The 19262-nt window shown below is 35.6% G+C and carries 22 protein-coding genes; 6 read left to right on the top strand and 16 right to left on the bottom strand.

Annotation, left to right across the window (positions count from 1 at the left end; all coding sequences use genetic code 11):
* Position 1 precedes the first annotated feature (1 nt).
* The 10 genes from D5J18_RS08130 to ureA all read right to left on the bottom strand — a co-directional run bounded on the left by D5J18_RS08130 (position 2) and on the right by ureA (position 7694).
* The gene (locus D5J18_RS08130; protein ID WP_119058499.1) at positions 2–1159 is read right to left on the bottom strand and encodes a porin; all 1158 of its coding nucleotides are present in this window, start codon (positions 1157–1159) and stop codon (positions 2–4) included.
* Positions 1160–1172: 13 nt separating this feature from the next.
* Entirely contained in the window at positions 1173–1883 is a 711-nt protein-coding gene (hypB, locus tag D5J18_RS08125) for a hydrogenase nickel incorporation protein HypB (protein ID WP_119058498.1), read from the bottom strand.
* 31 nt (positions 1884–1914) lie between these two features.
* Positions 1915–2253: a hydrogenase maturation nickel metallochaperone HypA/HybF gene (locus D5J18_RS08120; protein WP_119058497.1), complete on the bottom strand. Its 339-nt coding sequence runs from the start codon at positions 2251–2253 to the stop codon at positions 1915–1917.
* Between the two features lie 5 nt (positions 2254–2258).
* The gene (locus tag D5J18_RS08115) at positions 2259–3233 is read right to left on the bottom strand and encodes an urease accessory protein UreD (RefSeq protein ID WP_119058496.1); all 975 of its coding nucleotides are present in this window, start codon (positions 3231–3233) and stop codon (positions 2259–2261) included.
* 4 nt (positions 3234–3237) lie between these two features.
* On the bottom strand, positions 3238–3849 hold the full coding sequence (gene ureG, locus D5J18_RS08110) for an urease accessory protein UreG (protein WP_119058495.1): 612 nt from the start codon (positions 3847–3849) through the stop codon (positions 3238–3240).
* Between the two features lie 17 nt (positions 3850–3866).
* Positions 3867–4553, bottom strand: a complete 687-nt coding sequence (locus D5J18_RS08105) for an urease accessory protein UreF (protein ID WP_119058494.1) — start codon at positions 4551–4553, stop codon at positions 3867–3869.
* A 1-nt stretch (position 4554) separates the two neighbouring features.
* A complete protein-coding gene (locus tag D5J18_RS08100) occupies positions 4555–5001 on the bottom strand; it encodes an urease accessory protein UreE (protein ID WP_119058493.1) in 447 nt (148 codons plus the stop codon).
* A gap of 79 nt (positions 5002–5080) precedes the next feature.
* Complete coding sequence (gene ureC, locus D5J18_RS08095; RefSeq protein WP_119058492.1) at positions 5081–6961, bottom strand: urease subunit alpha; 1881 nt, start codon at positions 6959–6961, stop codon at positions 5081–5083.
* A gap of 15 nt (positions 6962–6976) precedes the next feature.
* Positions 6977–7345 carry an urease subunit beta gene (locus tag D5J18_RS08090; RefSeq protein WP_119058491.1) on the bottom strand — a complete coding sequence of 123 codons (369 nt, stop codon included), beginning with the start codon at positions 7343–7345 and terminating at the stop codon, positions 6977–6979.
* A 43-nt stretch (positions 7346–7388) separates the two neighbouring features.
* A complete protein-coding gene (gene ureA, locus D5J18_RS08085) occupies positions 7389–7694 on the bottom strand; it encodes an urease subunit gamma (RefSeq protein WP_119058490.1) in 306 nt (101 codons plus the stop codon).
* A gap of 294 nt (positions 7695–7988) precedes the next feature.
* Between ureA and D5J18_RS08080 the strand changes: the two genes are divergently transcribed.
* A complete protein-coding gene (locus tag D5J18_RS08080) occupies positions 7989–8969 on the top strand; it encodes an amidohydrolase family protein (RefSeq protein ID WP_119058489.1) in 981 nt (326 codons plus the stop codon).
* A 132-nt stretch (positions 8970–9101) separates the two neighbouring features.
* On the opposite strand, the gene D5J18_RS08075 is transcribed toward D5J18_RS08080, so the two are convergent.
* The 3 genes from D5J18_RS08075 to rimO are packed head-to-tail and all read right to left on the bottom strand — an operon-like array spanning position 9102 to position 11948.
* A complete protein-coding gene (locus D5J18_RS08075; RefSeq protein WP_119058595.1) occupies positions 9102–10061 on the bottom strand; it encodes a glycosyltransferase family 2 protein in 960 nt (319 codons plus the stop codon).
* A gap of 11 nt (positions 10062–10072) precedes the next feature.
* The gene (locus D5J18_RS08070) at positions 10073–10621 is read right to left on the bottom strand and encodes a DUF4199 family protein (RefSeq protein WP_119058488.1); all 549 of its coding nucleotides are present in this window, start codon (positions 10619–10621) and stop codon (positions 10073–10075) included.
* A gap of 22 nt (positions 10622–10643) precedes the next feature.
* A complete protein-coding gene (gene rimO / locus D5J18_RS08065; protein ID WP_119058487.1) occupies positions 10644–11948 on the bottom strand; it encodes a 30S ribosomal protein S12 methylthiotransferase RimO in 1305 nt (434 codons plus the stop codon).
* A gap of 200 nt (positions 11949–12148) precedes the next feature.
* On the opposite strand from rimO, the gene mtaB reads away from it, so the two are divergent.
* Genes mtaB through D5J18_RS08050 form a run of 3 tightly spaced genes read left to right on the top strand, consistent with a single transcriptional unit; the run spans position 12149 to position 14673 of the window.
* On the top strand, positions 12149–13495 hold the full coding sequence (gene mtaB / locus D5J18_RS08060; protein ID WP_119058486.1) for a tRNA (N(6)-L-threonylcarbamoyladenosine(37)-C(2))-methylthiotransferase MtaB: 1347 nt from the start codon (positions 12149–12151) through the stop codon (positions 13493–13495).
* Complete coding sequence (locus D5J18_RS08055; RefSeq protein WP_119058485.1) at positions 13492–14145, top strand: alpha/beta fold hydrolase; 654 nt, start codon at positions 13492–13494, stop codon at positions 14143–14145. The genes mtaB and D5J18_RS08055 overlap by 4 nt, the downstream gene beginning before the upstream one ends.
* A 48-nt stretch (positions 14146–14193) precedes the next feature.
* Positions 14194–14673 (top strand): inorganic diphosphatase, encoded by a 480-nt coding sequence (locus D5J18_RS08050; protein WP_119058484.1) that lies wholly within the window; start codon positions 14194–14196, stop codon positions 14671–14673.
* A gap of 87 nt (positions 14674–14760) precedes the next feature.
* Here the strand turns inward: D5J18_RS08050 and D5J18_RS08045 are convergent, their stop codons facing one another.
* Genes D5J18_RS08045 through D5J18_RS08035 form a run of 3 tightly spaced genes read right to left on the bottom strand, consistent with a single transcriptional unit; the run spans position 14761 to position 17494 of the window.
* On the bottom strand, positions 14761–15837 hold the full coding sequence (locus tag D5J18_RS08045; RefSeq protein ID WP_119058483.1) for an ABC transporter permease: 1077 nt from the start codon (positions 15835–15837) through the stop codon (positions 14761–14763).
* 14 nt (positions 15838–15851) lie between these two features.
* On the bottom strand, positions 15852–16949 hold the full coding sequence (locus D5J18_RS08040) for a BT_3928 family protein (RefSeq protein WP_119058482.1): 1098 nt from the start codon (positions 16947–16949) through the stop codon (positions 15852–15854).
* Positions 16946–17494, bottom strand: a complete 549-nt coding sequence (locus tag D5J18_RS08035; RefSeq protein ID WP_119058481.1) for a DUF1599 domain-containing protein — start codon at positions 17492–17494, stop codon at positions 16946–16948. Before D5J18_RS08035 ends, D5J18_RS08040 begins: the two co-directional genes overlap by 4 nt.
* A gap of 63 nt (positions 17495–17557) precedes the next feature.
* On the opposite strand from D5J18_RS08035, the gene folP reads away from it, so the two are divergent.
* Complete coding sequence (gene folP, locus D5J18_RS08030; RefSeq protein ID WP_119058480.1) at positions 17558–18415, top strand: dihydropteroate synthase; 858 nt, start codon at positions 17558–17560, stop codon at positions 18413–18415.
* On the top strand, positions 18402–19139 hold the full coding sequence (gene rlmB, locus D5J18_RS08025) for a 23S rRNA (guanosine(2251)-2'-O)-methyltransferase RlmB (RefSeq protein WP_119058479.1): 738 nt from the start codon (positions 18402–18404) through the stop codon (positions 19137–19139). Before folP ends, rlmB begins: the two co-directional genes overlap by 14 nt.
* Positions 19140–19262: the final 123 nt, after the last annotated feature.

Raw genomic sequence — 19262 nt, 5'->3', positions numbered from 1 at the left:
ATTAAAATGCATTTAGATTATACAAAGCTCCGATAGCAAAAATATTAATATTCATCTTATTCACAACTTTATGCAAGGCATTATTATAATGTTTATAATCATTGGCGTAATAGCCAAAGAATCTGAAGTTTTGAGATGCAAATGGCTTATATTCTATCCCAATTAAATTCAAATGATGCTGAGATAAACTATTGCCCAAGCTGTTTACTCCTCTGTCGTTTAATCTTTCGTATACTGATTTTGCTGTAATGTACCATTTGGGGGTAATGGCATAATCTAACCTAAGGACAGCCGTTTGTGATTCTAGCTTCTGGGCGTATATATTGATGTGATTGGGATTCATCGTGCGGCGATATTCATTAATGGTAGATGAGATCATATCAGCATAATCTACTGCTATATGAGTGTGTTGTAAATCCAAATAAGCTTCAAAACGATCTAAAACCAATTTGTTGCCCATAGCCAACTGAAAATCTGTCTTGCCTTCTGCAATTTGTGATGCTCCTACAGAATAAAATGTTCTGAATTTTTTATTTGCAAAGTTACCTCTCCATGCTAAATTAGTAGCCAAAGGTAATTCACTGGCTGTCAAGTTATTTTCATTAAAATCAGATTCAGGATGCAAGGAATCAAACGTATCATTTTTGGCGTTATATACCAACACTTCCACGGTATGATTATCATTAATTTGATGAGCCAATTTAGCCCCAACTGTGAATAAATTGGTTTGAGTTTTAATCAAATCTGAATATAGATATTCAAAAGTTGGATTTTTCTCAAATTCCCAATTCCCGAAGTTATTGGCTTGCTTGCCTACCGTTACCCTCCAATCTCTATTTTCACCCAAGGTGTAGCTCAAAGAAGCATAGTCTAATGACGCTGGAGCATTGTCTAAAGTTTTAGGGATTTGTGATTTGTGCAAACGAATTCTCACATTATAGTCCAATCTATCATTTATCTCTCCTGTCACTTGAAATCTAGCTTCATTTTGCCTAAATCCGTTTTGCTTCCTCTCTACATCTGTAAACTCTAATGAACTTCTTAGCAGTAAATTAATATCAACATTATTCTGAATTTTTTCTAAAACCTCAGAAGTTTTTTGTGCTTTAGCACTGCCTAAAGATGCTAAAATAGCCAATGTAATGACAAATTTCTTCATCGTAATTAGTTTCTTAAGTCGTTTTATTTCTCTTTTTTTCTAATTCTTCTTTCAACCAATTGCACCAGTCTTCTATGCCTTCCCCATTCAATGTGCTGATGCTGATAACTTCTAAATCTGGATTTACCTCTCTGGCATCTTTTGCTGCTGCTTCTACAGAAAAAGGAACGTGTGGCAATAAATCTGCTTTGGATACCAACATTAATTCGCTGGTGAGAAACATTCTTGGATATTTCTTTGGTTTATCATCACCTTCAGTAGATGCCAATAGCGTAACTCTAGCATCTTCACCCAAATCAAATGCCGATGGGCAGAGTAAATTCCCTACATTTTCTATGAAAAGAATATCGGTATTTTCTAAATTGATGTGGTCTAATGCCTGATAAATCATTTGTGCTTCTATATGGCACATTCCGCCCGTTACAATTTGTAGAGCATTCAACCCAGCATCTTTTAATCTAACTGCATCGCGCTCAGTTTCTGGGTCGCCTACCAAAACGGCTAGGTTCAATTCTTTTCCAAGTCTTTTTCCCGTCTCTTGTAGTAAAGTAGTCTTTCCGCTCCCTGGGGAAGAGCAGATGTTGACAATCAACATATTTTTAGGTAATCTTTCACGAATTGCTTTTGCTACAAAATCGTTAGCCTTTAATAAATTCAGTGTAATATGGTCTGATTGCACAGAGCCTACGGGCATCTGGTTACTTTTGGGTTTTGTTGTATTCATTTTCTAGTATTTAATTTGATTTAAATTTGATTTAAAAAAAATCTACTTGACTTATCCTTAGTTCCTCCCCTTGAATAATATCACGGGAAGGTTCTCCACAGGAACAAACAAATTTATGTAATTTCACTTCAAAATCTTTCTCGCATTTCTTGCAGTTAGCAATAATGGGTAATAAGACTACCTCTAAATCTATGTTTTCTAAACGTCTGTCTTCTAAAATTAATGCTTCAAATGCATTTTGTATTAAAATAGGCTGAACATTGCAAAGCAATCCTGCTTCAATTTTAACTTTAGAAATCTCTTGAAGTCTATCTTGGTATTGTTCTTCTAAATTAGAAATTATATTCCGAACGATTGATATTTCGTGCATAATATTTATTCTTTAGATTTCTTTTTATTAATTGTTTTTTCTATTTTTTTAGGTAATTTTTTTACCGATTTACTTTTTATTTTTTTGCTGTCCACAGGCGGTTTTTCTGAGATAAGTACTTTTTGTTTTTGTTGATTTTCCAGTACATTTTGGGCAGCTTCCTTTTTTTTAAATTTGATAAACTCCCAAGCCATATTCCCGATATTGAAAAGCCAATCATGGAGAGCATCACCGCTTGAACCCATTACCCTGAGCATCAAAACATTATCTGCCGCCATTGTAAATCCGTAACTACTATCTATAAATTGTTCCAATAGTATTTCATCTAATTCTTTTTTGAATTCTGCGGCAAACGGACTGGCGATAACTAGCGTGGCTTGATGAGTATAAGCTTCAAAAAATAATAAATCTTCTACAGGCTGATTTTTCGGGTCAATTAACTGATTATCAAACAAAATCAACCTTCCATTTAGGTAAATTTTCGTTTTCGTGTGATAGGTATCAAATTCGAATCTCTCCCCCGAATGAATTCTGCCTCCACTTATGATGTCTCCCCATATTAAATGAGAGCTTTCTGTAATGTTAATGGTATTGGTTGCCGTGAAAATGGAATCTTTGTAAGGAATCGTGGGATGTGGAATGTACATAAAACTCGCTCCTTTTTCTATATCAAAACTGCAGTTTTGCTTTGCTCCTTTTTTCTTGGGCATTGGGTGTATTTTGTTATAAGACTGCGTGTGAAACTTCATTTCAGTATTTGCTTCGCAGTGTATATTGAGCGTAAGAATATCACCATCCATAATTCCTGGAGAAGAACACATCATTATCATTTCTAAATGATCTGTGGCTTGCAAACTACCGTAGTGTGTCAATTTATATGGAATATCAAAATAACTTTCACCCAATACGGTTTTTTCATTTTCTCTTTTACAAGATAGATTGATTTTACTATTGAGGGAATTATCTTTATTAATATTCATATGATTAATTTTCTAATAGAGCGTATTTTTTTATCCAAGCGATAACATCATTCAGTCCTTCTTTGGTTTTAAGATTAGATTTTATAAATGGTTTTTCACCTCTCATCTTTTTAGCATCTGCTTCCATTACTTCTAAACTAGCCCCAACATAGGGTGCTAAATCTATTTTGTTAATTAATAATAAATCTGAACGGGTAATTCCTGGCCCTCCTTTTCTTGGGATTTTTTCACCTTCTGCCACATCAATTACAAAGATGGTAACATCGGCTAAATCTGGGCTAAAAGTTGCTGCCAAGTTATCGCCACCACTTTCAATGAAAATCAGTTCAATATCTTGGTGTGCTTTTGCTAAATCTTCTACTGCCTCTAAATTCATAGACGCATCTTCACGGATGGCAGTATGCGGACAGCCACCCGTTTCTACACCTCGGATTCTATCTGCTGGAAGTTTAGAGTTTTTTATCATAAATTCGGCATCTTCTCTAGTGTAAATATCATTGGTGACTACCCCTATGCTATATTCCTCACTCATTTGTCTTGTTAATGCTTCTATCAATGCTGTTTTACCTGAGCCTACTGGGCCTGCTACGCCTATTTTCACATAATTATTCTCCATATTCTGTTCTGTCTGTGTTATGATATATAGATTCTTGTATAAAGTTTTTCATGCTGCATACATTTAATTTCTTGTCCTATACAGCATAAACCCACTAAATTTTCATCTAAATCTTCTTGTTTTTCTACTAATTCTTCTATCAAATCCTGCAAATCAAATAATATTTTTTGGCTATGCATTTGGCTGATAGGTATTATTTTAGCACAATTAGTTACGATTCCGTTCAGTGAATTATAGTAAAATGCACTCAAAGCATCTTTTTTTTCTATGCCAGATAGTTGCGCATACAAACCAAAGGCTATAGGATAATGCCCCACAACTTCTCCTGATTGTATTGCGTCTAAATATTTCTGACAGAAAGGGTAAGGTTTCAAGCTCTGTGCCGTTTTTAAAAATCTAATGGCTAATTTGTGGCTAGCTTGGCGAATTTCGTAAGGAGCCTTCAATGCTGTGATGAAGTCGTCTAGTTCCACTAACTTTTTCCATACTTTTCTGCCATTTGCAAAATCATAGATTTTATTTAGAAATGCTGCATCATTGTAAAAAAGATTATATTTCAGCATATTCTCAGCGTATTTGCGAGCTGTTTCTGTATCTTTTACCAATTGTGCATCAATGTAAGATTCTAATCCGTAGGAATGTGTAAAACTCCCGATTGGAAACATGGAATCATTGATTTGTAAAAGCGTTAGTAATTTCTGCATTCTATCTTTTTATTTGATGAATATTAAGCATCTGTGTTTGTAGTAATTTCTTATTTTCAATCGTGCAATCATAGTTTTTTCTTTTCAGGAAATCATACAAAGGCACTTCATATGCTATATTCACTTGTTTTTGAACGTCAATATAAATAGGCAAATGCATATTTCCGATTTCAAAACACACAATTCCCATTTCAATCATATCTCTTGGTTTTACTACAATACAATCACAAGGTTTTATGCTGATTTGCACATAAAAATCATCATTAGCATAAAGTACATCCCCATCTTGTAGCTGGATTCTATTGTGTTTTTTAATTCCTATTTCTATTCCATTTTTGGTTTTTCTTCTCAAAATTGTTTTAGAAACCTCATACCATTCTATTTCTAAGACTTCCTTTTGAAGTCCTTCTACCAAAGGTTTCTGTAAAACTTCATTAATTATAATCATATGAAATCTGTATATGAAACAAATGGTGATAGCTATGTATCACCATTTATATGAATTCTGATATTCAAAAAAAATTGTATTAAAATAGCAGATATCTCTGTGCCATTGGCAATTCTTTTAATGGTTCACAAGTAGCTACCTCCCCGTCCACTTTCACTTCATAAGTTTCTGGATTGATTTCAATATTTGGTGTTGCATTATTATGAATCAAATCTTTTTTACGAACTGTTCTGCAGTTTTTTACTGGTAGGCAGCTTTTCTTTAGTCCATATGATTTAATTGCTCCTCCATCGATTGATGCTTTTGATACAAAGTTAAAAGATGTTTGCTCTAAAGCTCCTCCCAATGCGGCAAACATTTTTCTGTAAATGACAGGCTGTGGTGTAGGTATAGATGCATTAGGGTCTCCCATTCTTGCTGCTACAACCATTCCTGCCTTATATATCATTTCTGGTTTCACTCCGAACATTTCTGGTTTCCAAAGCACCAAATCTGCTATTTTCCCTACCTCTACAGAGCCTACATAGTCGGCTATTCCGTGTGCTAGAGCTGGGTTGATAGTATATTTAGACACATATCTTTTTACTCTCTTATTATCATTTTCAGAGCTATCCTCTTTCAGAGCCCCCATTTGAATTTTCATTTTATGTGCAGTTTGCCATGTTCTTGTTACAAGTTCTCCCATACGCCCCATTGCCAGTGAATCTGTGCTCATCATGCTGATGGCCCCTAAATCTTGTAATATATCTTCTGCCGCAATGGTGGAAGGACGAATTCTAGAATCGGCGAAGGCTAAATCTGTTTTACTTTCCTTATCCAAATGATGTGCAACTACCAGCATGTCTAGGTGCTCTGCCACTGTATTCACGGTATACGGTTTTGTAGGATTCGTGGAAGATGGCAAAACATTCGGGTACATGGCTATTTTCATAATATCTGGTGCGTGTCCACCGCCTGCACCCTCTGTGTGGAATGTGTGTATTACTCTGTCTCCAATGGCTTTCAATGTATCTTCTAAATATCCTGCCTCATTCAGTGTATCTGAGTGAATGGCTACTTGCACATCATATTTATCTGCTACAGATAGTGCTTTATCAATAGTTGCTGGCGTGGCTCCCCAATCTTCATGAATTTTGGTACCACAAGCTCCAGCTTTTATCATCTCTTCTTGTGCCTCAAAATTCGTAGTGTTTCCTTTACCAAAAAAACCGGTATTGATAGGCATACCTTCTGAGGCTTGTAGCATTCTTTTGATAAAGTGTTTCCCACCCGTTACGGTAGTCGCATTTGTTCCATCGTTTGGTCCAGTGCCGCCACCTATCAAAGTTGTAACGCCACTATACAGTGCTGTTTCCACAATATCTGGCGTGATATAATGAACGTGGGTATCTATACCGCCAGCTGTTAGTATTTTCCCCCATCCATTGTGAACTTCTGTTGCAGGGCCTATAATCATTCCTTTTGTAACGCCTTCTTGTGAGTCTGGGTTTCCAGCTTTTCCTATTCCAGCGATTTTCCCGTCTTTGATGCCAATATCGGCTTTTACGATTCCCCAATGGTCTATGATTACTACGCCCAAAATACACATATCTAGACAATCTTTATCTAGAGTAGTTACAGATTGCCCCATGCCATCACGCACAGTTTTTCCGCCACCAAATTTATTTTCTTCACCGTAAACTTGATAATCTTTTTCAATTTCAACAAATAACTCTGTATCTGCTAAGCGAATTTTATCTCCCGTTGTGGGGCCAAATAAGCTAGCGTATGTTTCTCTTTTGATGTATAACACACCGTCTTCTATCTTGAAATCATTAGAATTTTGGGCTAAAAGTGGGCTAACCCCCATCAAAGATAAACCTGCTGTGGCTACCCCCACCACCTTCACGAAATCTCTTCTAGACCAACTTTCCTTTTTATCGTTCTCTTCTGATGCTTTATTTATATCTTCTTTAGACATTTTTTTGTATTTAAATTATTTAGAAATAAAACCAAGCTTTTTAGCCTTTGCTGCAGCTTTTTTTCTTACACTCTCGTCTTTCAAATCACCATTCACCAATGAATTATGCCCATATACTCTCTTAGCACCACCGATTTCCACCAGTACCACTTGTTTGCTTTCACCTGGTTCGAATCGAATAGCTGTACTCGCTGGGATATTCAGATGCATACCTAGTGCTTTTTCCCTATCAAACTTAAGTTTTTTATTTACTTCAAAAAAATGGAAATGCGAACCTACTTGAATAGGTCTATCGCCAATATTTCTCACTTCGATGGATTCCGTTCTTCTATTTTGATTGCAACGAACGTCTTCTTTTTTCAGAATCACCTGACCTGGAATCATATAGTTATTATTTTTTTATTTATCGGGATATTTTCTCTTTAATTTATCTAATAGGGTTATGCACCGATACCAATTTATTCCCATCTGGGAACAGGCATTCAATTTGCACATCATGAATCATCTCCGGAACCCCCTCCATTACTTGATTCTTAGTAAGTAATTTTGTTCCCCATTCCATCATTTCGGCCACAGTCATTTTCCCATCGCGTGCGGCTTCCATCAATTCGCTTGATATATAGGCTATGCATTCTGGGTAGTTTAGCTTCACTCCTCTTTTAAGTCTTTTTGCTGCAAGCTCACCAGCCTGGTGCAATAATAATTTTTCAACTTCTCTTGGTGTTAGTCTCATTACTAATTTTATAAATAATAATTTGGATTACAAATATATAATTTTTTTCTATACTTTTTAGCATTGTCATATTTCGTCAACCCGTTGTGTATCTAGGTCAAGCTATTGAATTTTTTAAAGCCTTATAAAATTTTAACCATAATTCAATCTCTAAATTAACATTCTAAAGAAGTGTTAATTGATGCTAAAATTAACTTGACTGAAATGCTCTACGGGTAATATTTTTTTTTTTAAGCCTTAAAAAATTTTATAAATTTTATCTTTGCGTTTTGAGATACAAAAAAATAAAATTTTATGAGCAAGCTAGAACATTTTGACCCTAAAAATGCTGTGATTGAAAAAATCATTGAAAAAGGTGGTTGGGTAAACTGCCACGCCCATTTAGACCGAGCCTATTCTCTACAAAAAGACACTTTTTCTTTTACTAATTCTTACTTAAAAGAGAAATGGCATTTGGTAGATGAGATGAAGAAAAACTCATCGGTAGACATTATCTACGACCGTATGGCACGTGCGATTGAATATTTCATCGAGCAAGGAGCTCAAGCTGTGGGTTCATTCATTGATGTTGATGAAGTAATGCAAGACCGAAGTATTAAAGCGGCTCAGAAAATTAAAGAAAAATTTGGTAATGATATCGAGATTCGTTTTGCTAATCAAGTTCTTAAAGGTGTTATAGACCCCAAAGCTAAAGAATGGTTTGATTTATCTTCGGATTTTGTAGATATCATCGGTGGATTGCCTGCCAAGGATTTCGGGCAAGAAGAGGAACATTTAGATATTTTGATGGAAACAGCTAAGTCTAAGGGGAAATTAGTACACGTGCACGTAGATCAATTCAATACTGACGAAGAAAAAGAAACGGAGTTATTAGCACGAAAAACCATCGAGCATGGAATGCAAAATAAAGTAACGGCGGTGCATTCGATTTCAGTCGCAGCACATCCCAAAAAATACCGTTATGAGTTGTATGATTTGATGAACGAAGCTCAATTGCACGTTATTTCTTGCCCAACAGCGTGGATTGACCATAACCGCACCGAGCGTTTGGCTCCGAGCCACAATTCAGTGACGCCAGTAGATGAGATGGTCCCTCACGGGATTACGGTTGCCTTTGGTACAGATAATATTAATGATATTTACAAGCCTTTCTCTGATGGAGATTTGTGGACGGAACTTCGTGTAATGCTAGAATCTTGCCATTACTATGATGTTGATAAACTATCAGACATCGCTACGGTTAACGGGTTAAAAGTCCTTGGAATTAATAAATAATTACATGTAATTTTAATATTTTTTACATAAAAGCCCACTTTTTATTTTAATTTGTGGGCTTTATTATTTTTTAATAACCTTGCATTGATTTACTCATAAAAATCCTTGAAATTTTTTAAGCCTTAAAATAATTTAGTCCAGCTCTATTTCGATTTGGAAATCCTTTTTATCTACCCTGTTTCTGACGAATATTTCGCCTAAAAATCCAGCTAAAAATAACTGTGAACCAATAATCATGCACGTAAGAGCTATGTAAAACCAAGCATCTGTAGTCACTAATTTTGCAGGAATTTCCTGATACAATAAATATAATTTCTTTAAACCGATAAAGGCTGATGTGAGAAAACCTAAAATGAACATCAGCAATCCCGCAGCTCCAAAAAAGTGCATGGGGCGATGACCGAACTGGTTGACAAACCAAAGCGTAATCAAATCTAAAAATCCGTTGATAAAGCGGCTATTCCCAAATTTACTGCTACCGTGTTTTCGGGCGGTATGTTGCACTCTGATTTCTCCAATTTTTGAAAAGCCTAAATTTTTGGCAATCACAGGTATATAGCGGTGCATATCACTTCTTAGATTAATGATTTTTACCAATGATTTTTTATAAGCTTTCAGCCCACAATTAAAGTCATGCAAGGGTAAACCGCTGGTTTTTTGAGCTACCAAATTGAAGAGTTTTGAGGGTAAATTTTTAGTCAGTACAGGATCTTGGCGTTTCTGTTTCCAGCCAGATACCATATCCCAATCATTATTTTTTAAAGCTTGATATAAATGTGGAATTTCCTCAGGAAAATCTTGCAAATCGGCATCCATCGTCACTACAATTTCTCCATTGGCTTTTTGGAATGCAGCGTTCAACGCTTGTGCTTTCCCAAAATTTTTCTTGAATTTAATAGCTTTCACCTCAGGGTTTTGAGCGTTTAACTCTTGTATGATTGACCATGAATCATCTGTGCTTCCATCATCTACAAAAATAATTTCAAACGTTTTATCACTGAGTTCCTGCAAGAATACTCTTTGAATCCGTTGATGTAATTCCATCAATGATTCCGCTTCATTGAGGAGAGGAATAACGATAGAAAAATCCAAATCTGTTTGATTTATTTTGAAGTTTTGACTTTCCATAAAAACGAAAACATAATGCCAAGTGAAAAATTAAAAAATAAAACACCTAAACTCATCAACGTAAATGTACGAATATTGAGCAAATTTGTTTCTCTCACCGCTGTAGAATTGATGATGGGCTTTACTTCTTCTAAATTTCCTTCTTTTTGTGCTTGCAGCAGGCTATAGTCTAAATACTGCTGTAGCAAGGCTTGAATTCCTGATGCATCTACCGAATAAAAAAGATAGAAAATACTGGCTAATGCCAACAGACCAGCAATCGCTCCTGGGCTAAAAGTTAATTTGAAAGTTTGAAAAAAATTCAAAGTCTTCCTTTTACCCCAATAAATCAAATTGTAAGCTGCCGTCAAAGCAAATACCGTGGTGATAATGAATGCATTGCTAATACTTGTTGCTAAAAGATATTGAAATTCACTAAAGTGAAAAATTTGTTCATCTCTAAAGAATAATTGTACCAAAAAAAACAAAATCATACAAAAGAAATACAATCCTAGAGCAGTTTTTAAGATAACGTTTTTCAGCATTTTTTTTTAAGGCTTAAAAAATTTATGGAATCATTTTCCCAATCAAATCAAACTCAGAAGCTTCCTCGATTTCAACTTCTACAAATTCCCCAGGTGATAAATAAACCTCTTGAGCTGGAATCAGAACTTCATTATCTACATCGGGCGAGTCAAATTCCGTTCGGCCAACAAAATAGTCGCCTTCTTTTCTATCAATCAGGACTTTCATTTTTGAGCCGATTTTTGCTTGATTCAGCTCATAAGAAATTTGTGATTGAATTTCCATAATTTCTTCCACTCTCCTTTCTTTTACTTCCTGCGGAATATCATCGCAGAGATGAAAAGCATGCGTGTTTTCCTCATGACTGTAGGTAAAACACCCCAAGCGGTCAAATCGTTGCAGCTTTACCCATTCTTTTAATTCTTGAAAATCCTCTTCGGTTTCACCTGGGTAGCCACAAATCAAAGTGGTACGAATCGCCATATTCGGAACTTTTTCTCTAAACTGTTCCAGCAAAGCATTGGTTTTTTCCTTGGTTGTTCCGCGCCGCATGGATTTTAAAATCTTAGTAGAAATATGCTGCAACGGGATGTCAATATAATTACAAACTTTAGGTTCGTTTTTGATGACGTCCAAAACATCTTCAGGGAAGCCAGTTGGGAACGCGTAATGCAAGCGAATCCACTCAATGCCATTCACTTGCACCAAAGCTTTCAATAAATCAGCTAAAGCTCTTTTACCATAAATGTCTAATCCATAATAAGTTAAATCTTGAGCGATTAAAATTAACTCTTTTGTCCCTTTTGCTGCTAATTTTTCTGCTTCTTTCACTAAATCTTCTACAGGCGTTGAGCGATGAGCTCCACGCATCAAAGGAATTGCACAAAACGAACACGGGCGATCGCAACCCTCAGCAATCTTCAGATAAGCATAGTGGCGGGGAGTTGTAGTTAATCGTTCGCCCACCAATTCATGTTTATAATCTGCACCAAGTGCCTTTAGTAGCAAAGGCAAGTCTCGTGTACCGAAATATTGATTCACATTTGGAATTTCTTTTTCCAATTCAGGCTTATAACGTTCAGATAAACAACCTGTTACGAAAACCTTTTCCACCAAGCCTCTTTCTTTTTGCTCTACGAAATTAAGAATGGTATTGATGGATTCTTCTTTTGCATTTTCAATGAAACCACAGGTATTAATCACCACAATCTCCCCCTTTTTCTCATGAGCCACCTCTTTGCCATTGGCTTTCAGTTGCCCCATCAAAACTTCACTGTCATAAATGTTTTTAGAACACCCTAAGGTAACGATGTTAATTTTCTTTTTCCCGACTGATTTTGTACGCATATTTATTTATGAGCCTGCAAAAGTACTGAATTTTAATCGGTAATCATAATGTTAATTTTATAAGTATTTTTTATAAGCATTTAGAATTTAATGATTTAAAATTAAGGGTAATTTTCATTTCATACTCAAAATTTTTTAAGGCTTAAAAAATTTTTCGTTAAAATTTAAATAAGCTCTAAAATTGATTGTAATTTTGTAAAATGTTTGAAATAAATGCTGTTGAAAATAATTTAAAATCAGTTGCGTTTTATACGCTGGGCTGTAAATTAAATTTTTCTGAAACCTCTACCATCGCCCGTAATTTAAAGGAAAATGGCTACCATGAAGTAAATTTTGATGATAAATCTGATGTTTATGTCATCAATACTTGTTCGGTAACGAATAATGCCGATAAAGAATGCCGCCAGATTGTGAAAAAAGCACGCCAAACTAATCCCGATGGGTTCATTGTCGTGGTAGGATGCTACGCTCAGCTAAAACCGCATGAAATCGCTGCTTTAGATGGCGTTGATTTAGTCTTGGGGGCTAAAGAAAAATTTAATATAGCTCATTTTTTAAAGGCTTTGAAAAAATCAGAAGAGGCCGTGGTTCATTCATGCGAGATAGAAGAGGCTGATTTCTACGAAAGTGCTTATTCAATAGGAGATAGAACGCGCGCTTTTCTCAAAGTTCAAGATGGATGTGACTATAAATGTACGTATTGTACTATTCCGCTGGCACGGGGGATTTCAAGATCAGATAGTATAGAAAATATTTTACAAAAAGCCGATGAAATCGCATCGCAAGGCATTAAAGAAATTGTGCTGACTGGGGTAAACATTGGTGACTATGGCAAGGGTGAATTTGGTAATAAAAAACATGATAATACCTTCCTTGAACTGGTTGAAAGACTAGACAAAGAGACAAAAGTAGAGCGTCTGCGCATCAGCTCAATCGAACCGAATTTGCTGAAAAATGAATTGATAGAATATACGCTCAATAGCCAAAGATTTGTTCCACATTTTCACGTGCCGTTGCAGTCTGGGTGTGATGAATTACTCAAGAAAATGAAACGCCGATATTTGACGGCTTTGTACAGAGAGCGTGTGGCAAAAATCAAAGAAATAATGCCTGATGCCTGCATTGGTGTAGATGTGATTGTCGGTTTCCCAGGTGAAACTGAGGAAAACTTTATGGAGACGTATCATTTTCTAAACGAGTTACCTGTGAGTTATTTTCACGTATTTACGTACTCAGAAAGAGATGACACGCCCGCTGCTACCATGGAAAATCCAGTGCCAATAAAATTAAGAAAAAAGCGAAATAAAATGCTTAGAATTCTCAGCGAAAAAAAGAAAATGGAATTTTATCGTAGCCAACTGGGTACTGAGCATGTTGTATTGTGGGAATCTGAGAATAAGAATGGAAAAATAGAAGGCTATACAGAAAATTATGTGCGCGTCCAAACTAATTTTGATGAAAAATTAATCAATCAAAAAATGGATGTAAACCTAGCATATATAGATAATAATGGAGTGGTAGAAGTTCAAATACTAGAGAGGGTATGAAAATTTATACAATCAGTGGCTTAGGGGCAGACATCAAATCTTTTGAGTTTTTAGAATTAAATCCTGACGTGAAACTGGTGGAATTACCGTGGCTAGAACCACTAAAATCAGAAAGCATAGAGGATTACGCTCGGCGAATGGCCGCACCAATAGATGCTAAAAAAGATTTTATTTTGATGGGCTATTCATTCGGAGGAATCATTGCACAAGAAATTTGTGAATTCCTAAAACCCAATAAATTAATTCTGATTTCGACAATTGTACATGAGAATGAAAAGCCAAACTTTATGCGCTGGGGAAGGAAAACAAAAGCTCATCGCTGGCTACCCTATTCCTTTTTTACCAACCATAAAGTTCTTTCGTATACTTTTTTCAGAAAACTATATGACCCGCATTTACCCCAGCTGAGTCGCTACTTCACACACACAAGCCATTCATACCTGAAGTGGTCGGTTAAAAACATTACACGGTGGGAAAAGAAAAGTACTTTTGAGGGGGAAATACTGCGCTTGCATGGCACGAGAGATATTGTTTTCCCTTCAAAAAAAATTAAGAAAGCTCAATTCATTCCAAAAGGAACACATCTGATGCTCCTACAAAGAGCAAAGAAAATTTCTAAAGAAATTAATGATTTTGTGACAGAAAAATAGTGAAAAAGTTAATAAATAATTACTTTTGCCTAGATTTAAAGAAAATTTATGAAAGTATTTGATGTTATCATTGAAATCCCGAAGGGAAGTAGAAATAAATATGAGATGGATAAAGAATCGGGGCGAATTCGCTTGGATAGGACAATTTTTTCCTCTATGCACTACCCTGCCGACTACGGCTTTGTACCCAATACTCTGGCACAAGATGAAGACCCGCTAGACGTACTAGTATTGGTGACGGCCCCCACTTTCCCAGGATGTTTGATTGAAGTGAAAACCATTGGCGTTTTCCATATGGAAGATGAAAAAGGTCCTGATGAAAAATTAATTTGTGTTCCCATCAAAGATCCCATTTGGAATATTATGGAAGATTTAGACGATATCAACCCACATTTGAAGAGTGAAATTGAACATTTTTTCCAAGTTTACAAAGATTTGGAGAAGAAAAAAGTAGATGTGAAAGGCTGGGGAAGCCGAAAAGAAGCTGAAGAAATTCTAGAAGAATGTATTGAACGCTACACTGGTTAAATCAAAAAAAATAAGCTTTAGAAAAAACCTCTTGAAATTAAAACAAAGAGGTTTTTTTTATTGAAATTTTTTAAGCCTTAAAAAAAATTATTGACTTCTCACGCGAGGGTCTAAAAATCCATAAATAATATCTACCAAAATATTGATGAAAATAAAGGCAACCGCAATCACCAAAACAGCACCCATAATGACTGGCTGGTCTAAGGTATTGAGCGCTTTTACGATTTCTTTCCCTAAGCCGTTCCAGCCAAAAATGAATTCAACGAAAACAGCCCCTGCGAGCATTCCTGCAAACCACCCCGATGCCGCAGTAATTACAGGATTTAGAGCATTACGCAAAGCGTGTCGCCAAATGATTTGTTTTTGGTTTAACCCTTTAGCGTAGGCTGTGCGAATGTAATCTTGATTCAATACGTCTAGCAGTGAATTTCGAGTTAATTGTGTAATCACCGCTAGCGGACGAATGCCCAAAGTTAGAGCTGGTAAAATCAGATTTTTAAAGCTTAAATATTTTCCCGTCCCGTAGTCATCAACTTCATACAAACTTCCCGTCATATTTAATCCTGTGTAGCGATGCAAAATAAATGCAAAAAGCCAAGCAACCAAAATTGCAGTAAAAAAAGACGGCAAACTCATACCCACTGAAGTAGTGACTAAGAGAGTTTTATCTACCCATGAATTTTTTTTCAAGGCGGAAATAATTCCCAAGAAAATACCAAAAATAAAGGCAATCAAAATCGATGATATGGCTAAAATTAAAGTATTGGGTAGCGTCTGAGCTATAATATCACTGACTTTGGTGCCATTCTGTTGGTAACTTTCTCTTAAATAGGGTGTTTTGAGTGCAAGACTTCCCTTTTTTGTCTGAATAACTTGAAATCCATTAAATTTTTTATCATCCCAATGCGTGTAGCTTTCATCATCAGTTGCATGAAAGCTAATGGGTGACAAGTCGTTGAGGTAATATAAATACTGAACCAAAAGATTTTGATCTAGCCCCAACTGATGCCTGATTTTTGCCAATTGTTTTGGGTCTTCATTTTGGTCAAGCATCATTCGTGCTGGGTCGCCTTGCATTACATTAAACAGTAAAAAAACAACCGTCACTACGCCTAGAAAAGTGATGAAACTGTAACTAATTTTTTTTAAAATATATTTAAACACAATTTAAATTAATTTTAAAGTTGAGAAGGCAAATCACGCCAATGAAATTTATTTTTAATAATACCTTTCTCCAAAATCATAACGCCAGGGTTTGCTCGTATCATCGTTTTAAGCGTAATGCCATCAACTAAACACGGTGGCAAACCAAAAGTCGGATTTTCATTTGTTGACAAATGAATTTGTGGAATTTTTTTATTCACAGCCACATTCAGCCAAGTAGTCACAGCATTTCGCGCTTCTTCATTTACCTCTAACGGAAAAGGAGTTATGACCAGTATAACTTTTTCTTCATTCAGAATTTTTTGCGTTTGGTCTTCATTATTACAATAAATCACAAAATCGTGAATAGGCGGTTCATAACCTTTTTGAATCACCTCATCCTCAGTTCCTATAAATTCATAAATAGACTGGTCTCCCCAATATTTTGAATCCCCCATGTATTCTTCTTCACTGATTTTCAATATTTTATCATTTAGCGTATTTCTCAGCGTATATTGTGTTTTGAACTTCGTTTGAGGAAGCCCCAATTCTTTAGCAGACTTCATGCCTTCCACAATATTTTTCCCAACCGCATAGGCTCTGAAATCTTTGATCGGTAAATGCCAAATGCCACGATAAGCTAAAAAAATAGAGAATAGTAAACTTAAACTTAAGAATGTATAAGCGTAAGGTTTTGAAATCCAACAATAAATGTATTTTCTCTTCCAAAATAAAAATAAAATACCGATGAGTAAAATTATGTCTTTACCAAAAGATTGCCATGGAGTGAATTTGAGTGCATCACCAAAGCAACCGCAATCCGTCACCTTATTGAAATAAGCTGAATAAAAAGTTAAAAATGTGAAAAATACAATAACGAATAAAAGCGAATAAAGTGTAAACTTCCGCCACAACCCCATCAAAAGCAGAAATCCTAAAATAATTTCAAAAATCACAAAAAATGTAGCTAAAGGCAAGGCATAATCAATCAAAAAAGCTAAATCTAGCACATCTGGGGCAAAATATTCTTCTAATTTATAAGAAAAACCTCTTGGGTCTACCACTTTGACTAGGCCAGAAATAATGAAAAATATACCGACAAATACTCGAATTAAACTGACTAAAAATTTCATGAATTGGAATTTTCTTCTAAAAGGATTAAACTAAAAACAGCATAATTTGCCATATCAATAAAATTTGCTGATAATCCTTCAGAAATAATGGTTTGCCCAGCATTATCTTCAATTTTTTTGATACGATACAATTTTTGCATAATCAAATCAGTAATGGAAGAAATTCGCATATCTCGCCAAACTTCTCCATAATCATGATTTTTAGCCTGCATCAATTCAAAAGCTTCTTTTGTAAATTCATCATACAAATCCATCGCTTCTTGATGATTGATATCAATCTGATTTGCAAAACCTTGGTTTAGCTGAATTAAAGCAATCATTGAATAGTTAAAAATCGCAGTAAATTCGCTTTTATCATCCTCATCCACACGGCGTTCGTTTGTCTCCTGCAGCGTTCTTAGTCGATTAATTTTAATGTAAATCTGATCGGTAACAGAAGATGCTCGTAAAATCCGCCAAGAAGCACCATAATCTTTTAATTTATCCTCAAACAACGAGCGGCATTCTTTTACCACATTTTTGTATTCATTTATTGTTTTTTCCATATTTTCGTAACTTTAAAGTCTGTCAACAACAAAAATAAACCTTCTGTTTAAACTAAACAATTTATGACAATTAACTGCAAAGGTCAATTATTAGATTTAGAAAAACCAAAAGTCATGGCGATTCTCAATCTCACGCCCGATTCATTTTTTGATGGCGGGAGAAACAATAATATTTCTAAAGCCTTAAAAAAAACAGAAGAATACCTAAACGAAGGAGCCAACATTATCGACATCGGAGCGCAGTCAAGCCGTCCCGGGGCAGATTTTTTGGAAGAAGAGGAAGAACTTCAGCGAATGATGCCGACATTGGAAGCCATTTTGCAAGAATTTCCTCAAATTATAATTTCGGTAGATACCTTTTGGTCAAAAGTCGCTCGAGAAAGCATAGCGGCAGGGGCAGCGATTATCAATGATATTTCTGCTGGCTCTATTGATGAAAAAATGTTTGAAACCGTGGGAGAATTAAAGGTTCCTTACATTCTGATGCATATGCAAGGCACACCCACTGATATGCAAAAAAATCCTCAATACGAGAACATTACGATAGAAATTAATCAGTTTTTTGCTCAAAAAATTCAAGCCTTAAAAAAAATAGGGGTAAATGATATCATCCTAGACCCAGGCTATGGGTTTGGCAAAAATTTGAACCATAATTATGAATTATTACAAAATCAAAAATTTTTAGGCTTTGAAAAATTTCCAATTTTAGTCGGTATATCCAGGAAATCAATGCTGTGCCGATTGCTAAAAGTTAATCCTGAAAATGCACTCAACGGCACTACAGCCTTACATATGCTGACCTTACTCGGCGGAGCTCATATTTTGCGCGTGCATGATGTGAGAGAAGCTGTGGAAAGTATTCAAATTTTTGAAGCTTTTAAAAACCCAAAAAAAATTAATTTAAACGATGAAAGGAAATAAAATATACGGAATTAATCCCGTTTCTGAAGCGATAGAAAGTGGGAAGACAATAGATAAAATGATGGTACAGAAGGGCTTGAAAGGTGATTCGGCACAAGTCCTGCTAAAAAAAGCTAGAGACTTAAACATCCCGACACAATATGTTCCTGTTCAGAAATTGAATAGATTGATGAGTGGAAATCACCAAGGTGTGATTGCGTTTCTTTCCCCGATTGATTTTTATTCTATCGAAAATGTTTTGCCTAGTATTTACGAGCAAGGTAAGAATCCACTTTTTTTAATTCTTGACCGTGTAAGCGACGTCAGAAACTTTGGTGCCATTGCCCGCACAGCGCAGTGCTGTGGCGTAGATGCTATCATTATTCCTGAGAAGGGAGCAGCAGCTATCAACGAAGATGCGGTGAAGACTTCAGCTGGAGCCTTATTTAAAATCCCAGTTTGTCGAGAGAAAAATTTAGCTAAAACTATTGAATTTCTGCAACTATCAGGTATTCAGGTGATTGCCTCAAGCGAAAAGAGTGAAAAAAATATTTATCAGACTGATTTGGGGAGACCGCTTGCGCTTCTCATGGGTAACGAAGGTGAAGGAATTACACCAGAACTCATCAAAAAATCAGATGAAGTAGTACATTTGCCCATTCTCAGCGATATGGATTCGCTCAATGTTTCGGTAGCTTGCGGAGCTTTACTCTACGAATGTATCCGTCAGCGTAATTTTACGTAAAGCTTGTTTAATTTTTCAAGAAGATTATTAAAAAAGTTTTTCTATTTGAATTTGAAAAATTTATTCGAGATAAATTAAAAAGAAAAAATCGAATACTTGCTATTAAGTTTCAAAAAAAATAAA

Origin of the sequence: Candidatus Ornithobacterium hominis (genome assembly GCF_900538215.1) — a bacterium.
In the GTDB taxonomy this organism is placed as follows: Bacteria; Bacteroidota; Bacteroidia; order Flavobacteriales; family Weeksellaceae; genus Ornithobacterium; species Ornithobacterium hominis.
This window is presented reverse-complemented; position numbering and strand designations above follow the sequence as displayed.

Excerpts from the sequence above, each read along its gene's own strand:
- D5J18_RS08130 (WP_119058499.1), bottom strand. The coding sequence starts at position 1,159 with ATGAAGAAATTTGTCATTACATTGGCTATTTTAGCATCTTTAGGCAGT.
- hypB (WP_119058498.1), bottom strand. The coding sequence starts at position 1,883 with ATGAATACAACAAAACCCAAAAGTAACCAGATGCCCGTAGGCTCTGTG.
- D5J18_RS08120 (WP_119058497.1), bottom strand. The coding sequence starts at position 2,253 with ATGCACGAAATATCAATCGTTCGGAATATAATTTCTAATTTAGAAGAA.
- D5J18_RS08115 (WP_119058496.1), bottom strand. The coding sequence starts at position 3,233 with ATGAATATTAATAAAGATAATTCCCTCAATAGTAAAATCAATCTATCT.
- ureG (WP_119058495.1), bottom strand. The coding sequence starts at position 3,849 with ATGGAGAATAATTATGTGAAAATAGGCGTAGCAGGCCCAGTAGGCTCA.
- D5J18_RS08105 (WP_119058494.1), bottom strand. The coding sequence starts at position 4,553 with ATGCAGAAATTACTAACGCTTTTACAAATCAATGATTCCATGTTTCCA.
- D5J18_RS08100 (WP_119058493.1), bottom strand. The coding sequence starts at position 5,001 with ATGATTATAATTAATGAAGTTTTACAGAAACCTTTGGTAGAAGGACTT.
- ureC (WP_119058492.1), bottom strand. The coding sequence starts at position 6,961 with ATGTCTAAAGAAGATATAAATAAAGCATCAGAAGAGAACGATAAAAAG.
- D5J18_RS08090 (WP_119058491.1), bottom strand. The coding sequence starts at position 7,345 with ATGATTCCAGGTCAGGTGATTCTGAAAAAAGAAGACGTTCGTTGCAAT.
- ureA (WP_119058490.1), bottom strand. The coding sequence starts at position 7,694 with ATGAGACTAACACCAAGAGAAGTTGAAAAATTATTATTGCACCAGGCT.
- D5J18_RS08080 (WP_119058489.1), top strand. The coding sequence starts at position 7,989 with ATGAGCAAGCTAGAACATTTTGACCCTAAAAATGCTGTGATTGAAAAA.
- D5J18_RS08070 (WP_119058488.1), bottom strand. The coding sequence starts at position 10,621 with ATGCTGAAAAACGTTATCTTAAAAACTGCTCTAGGATTGTATTTCTTT.
- rimO (WP_119058487.1), bottom strand. The coding sequence starts at position 11,948 with ATGCGTACAAAATCAGTCGGGAAAAAGAAAATTAACATCGTTACCTTA.
- mtaB (WP_119058486.1), top strand. The coding sequence starts at position 12,149 with ATGTTTGAAATAAATGCTGTTGAAAATAATTTAAAATCAGTTGCGTTT.
- D5J18_RS08055 (WP_119058485.1), top strand. The coding sequence starts at position 13,492 with ATGAAAATTTATACAATCAGTGGCTTAGGGGCAGACATCAAATCTTTT.
- D5J18_RS08050 (WP_119058484.1), top strand. The coding sequence starts at position 14,194 with ATGAAAGTATTTGATGTTATCATTGAAATCCCGAAGGGAAGTAGAAAT.
- D5J18_RS08040 (WP_119058482.1), bottom strand. The coding sequence starts at position 16,949 with ATGAAATTTTTAGTCAGTTTAATTCGAGTATTTGTCGGTATATTTTTC.
- D5J18_RS08035 (WP_119058481.1), bottom strand. The coding sequence starts at position 17,494 with ATGGAAAAAACAATAAATGAATACAAAAATGTGGTAAAAGAATGCCGC.
- folP (WP_119058480.1), top strand. The coding sequence starts at position 17,558 with ATGACAATTAACTGCAAAGGTCAATTATTAGATTTAGAAAAACCAAAA.
- rlmB (WP_119058479.1), top strand. The coding sequence starts at position 18,402 with ATGAAAGGAAATAAAATATACGGAATTAATCCCGTTTCTGAAGCGATA.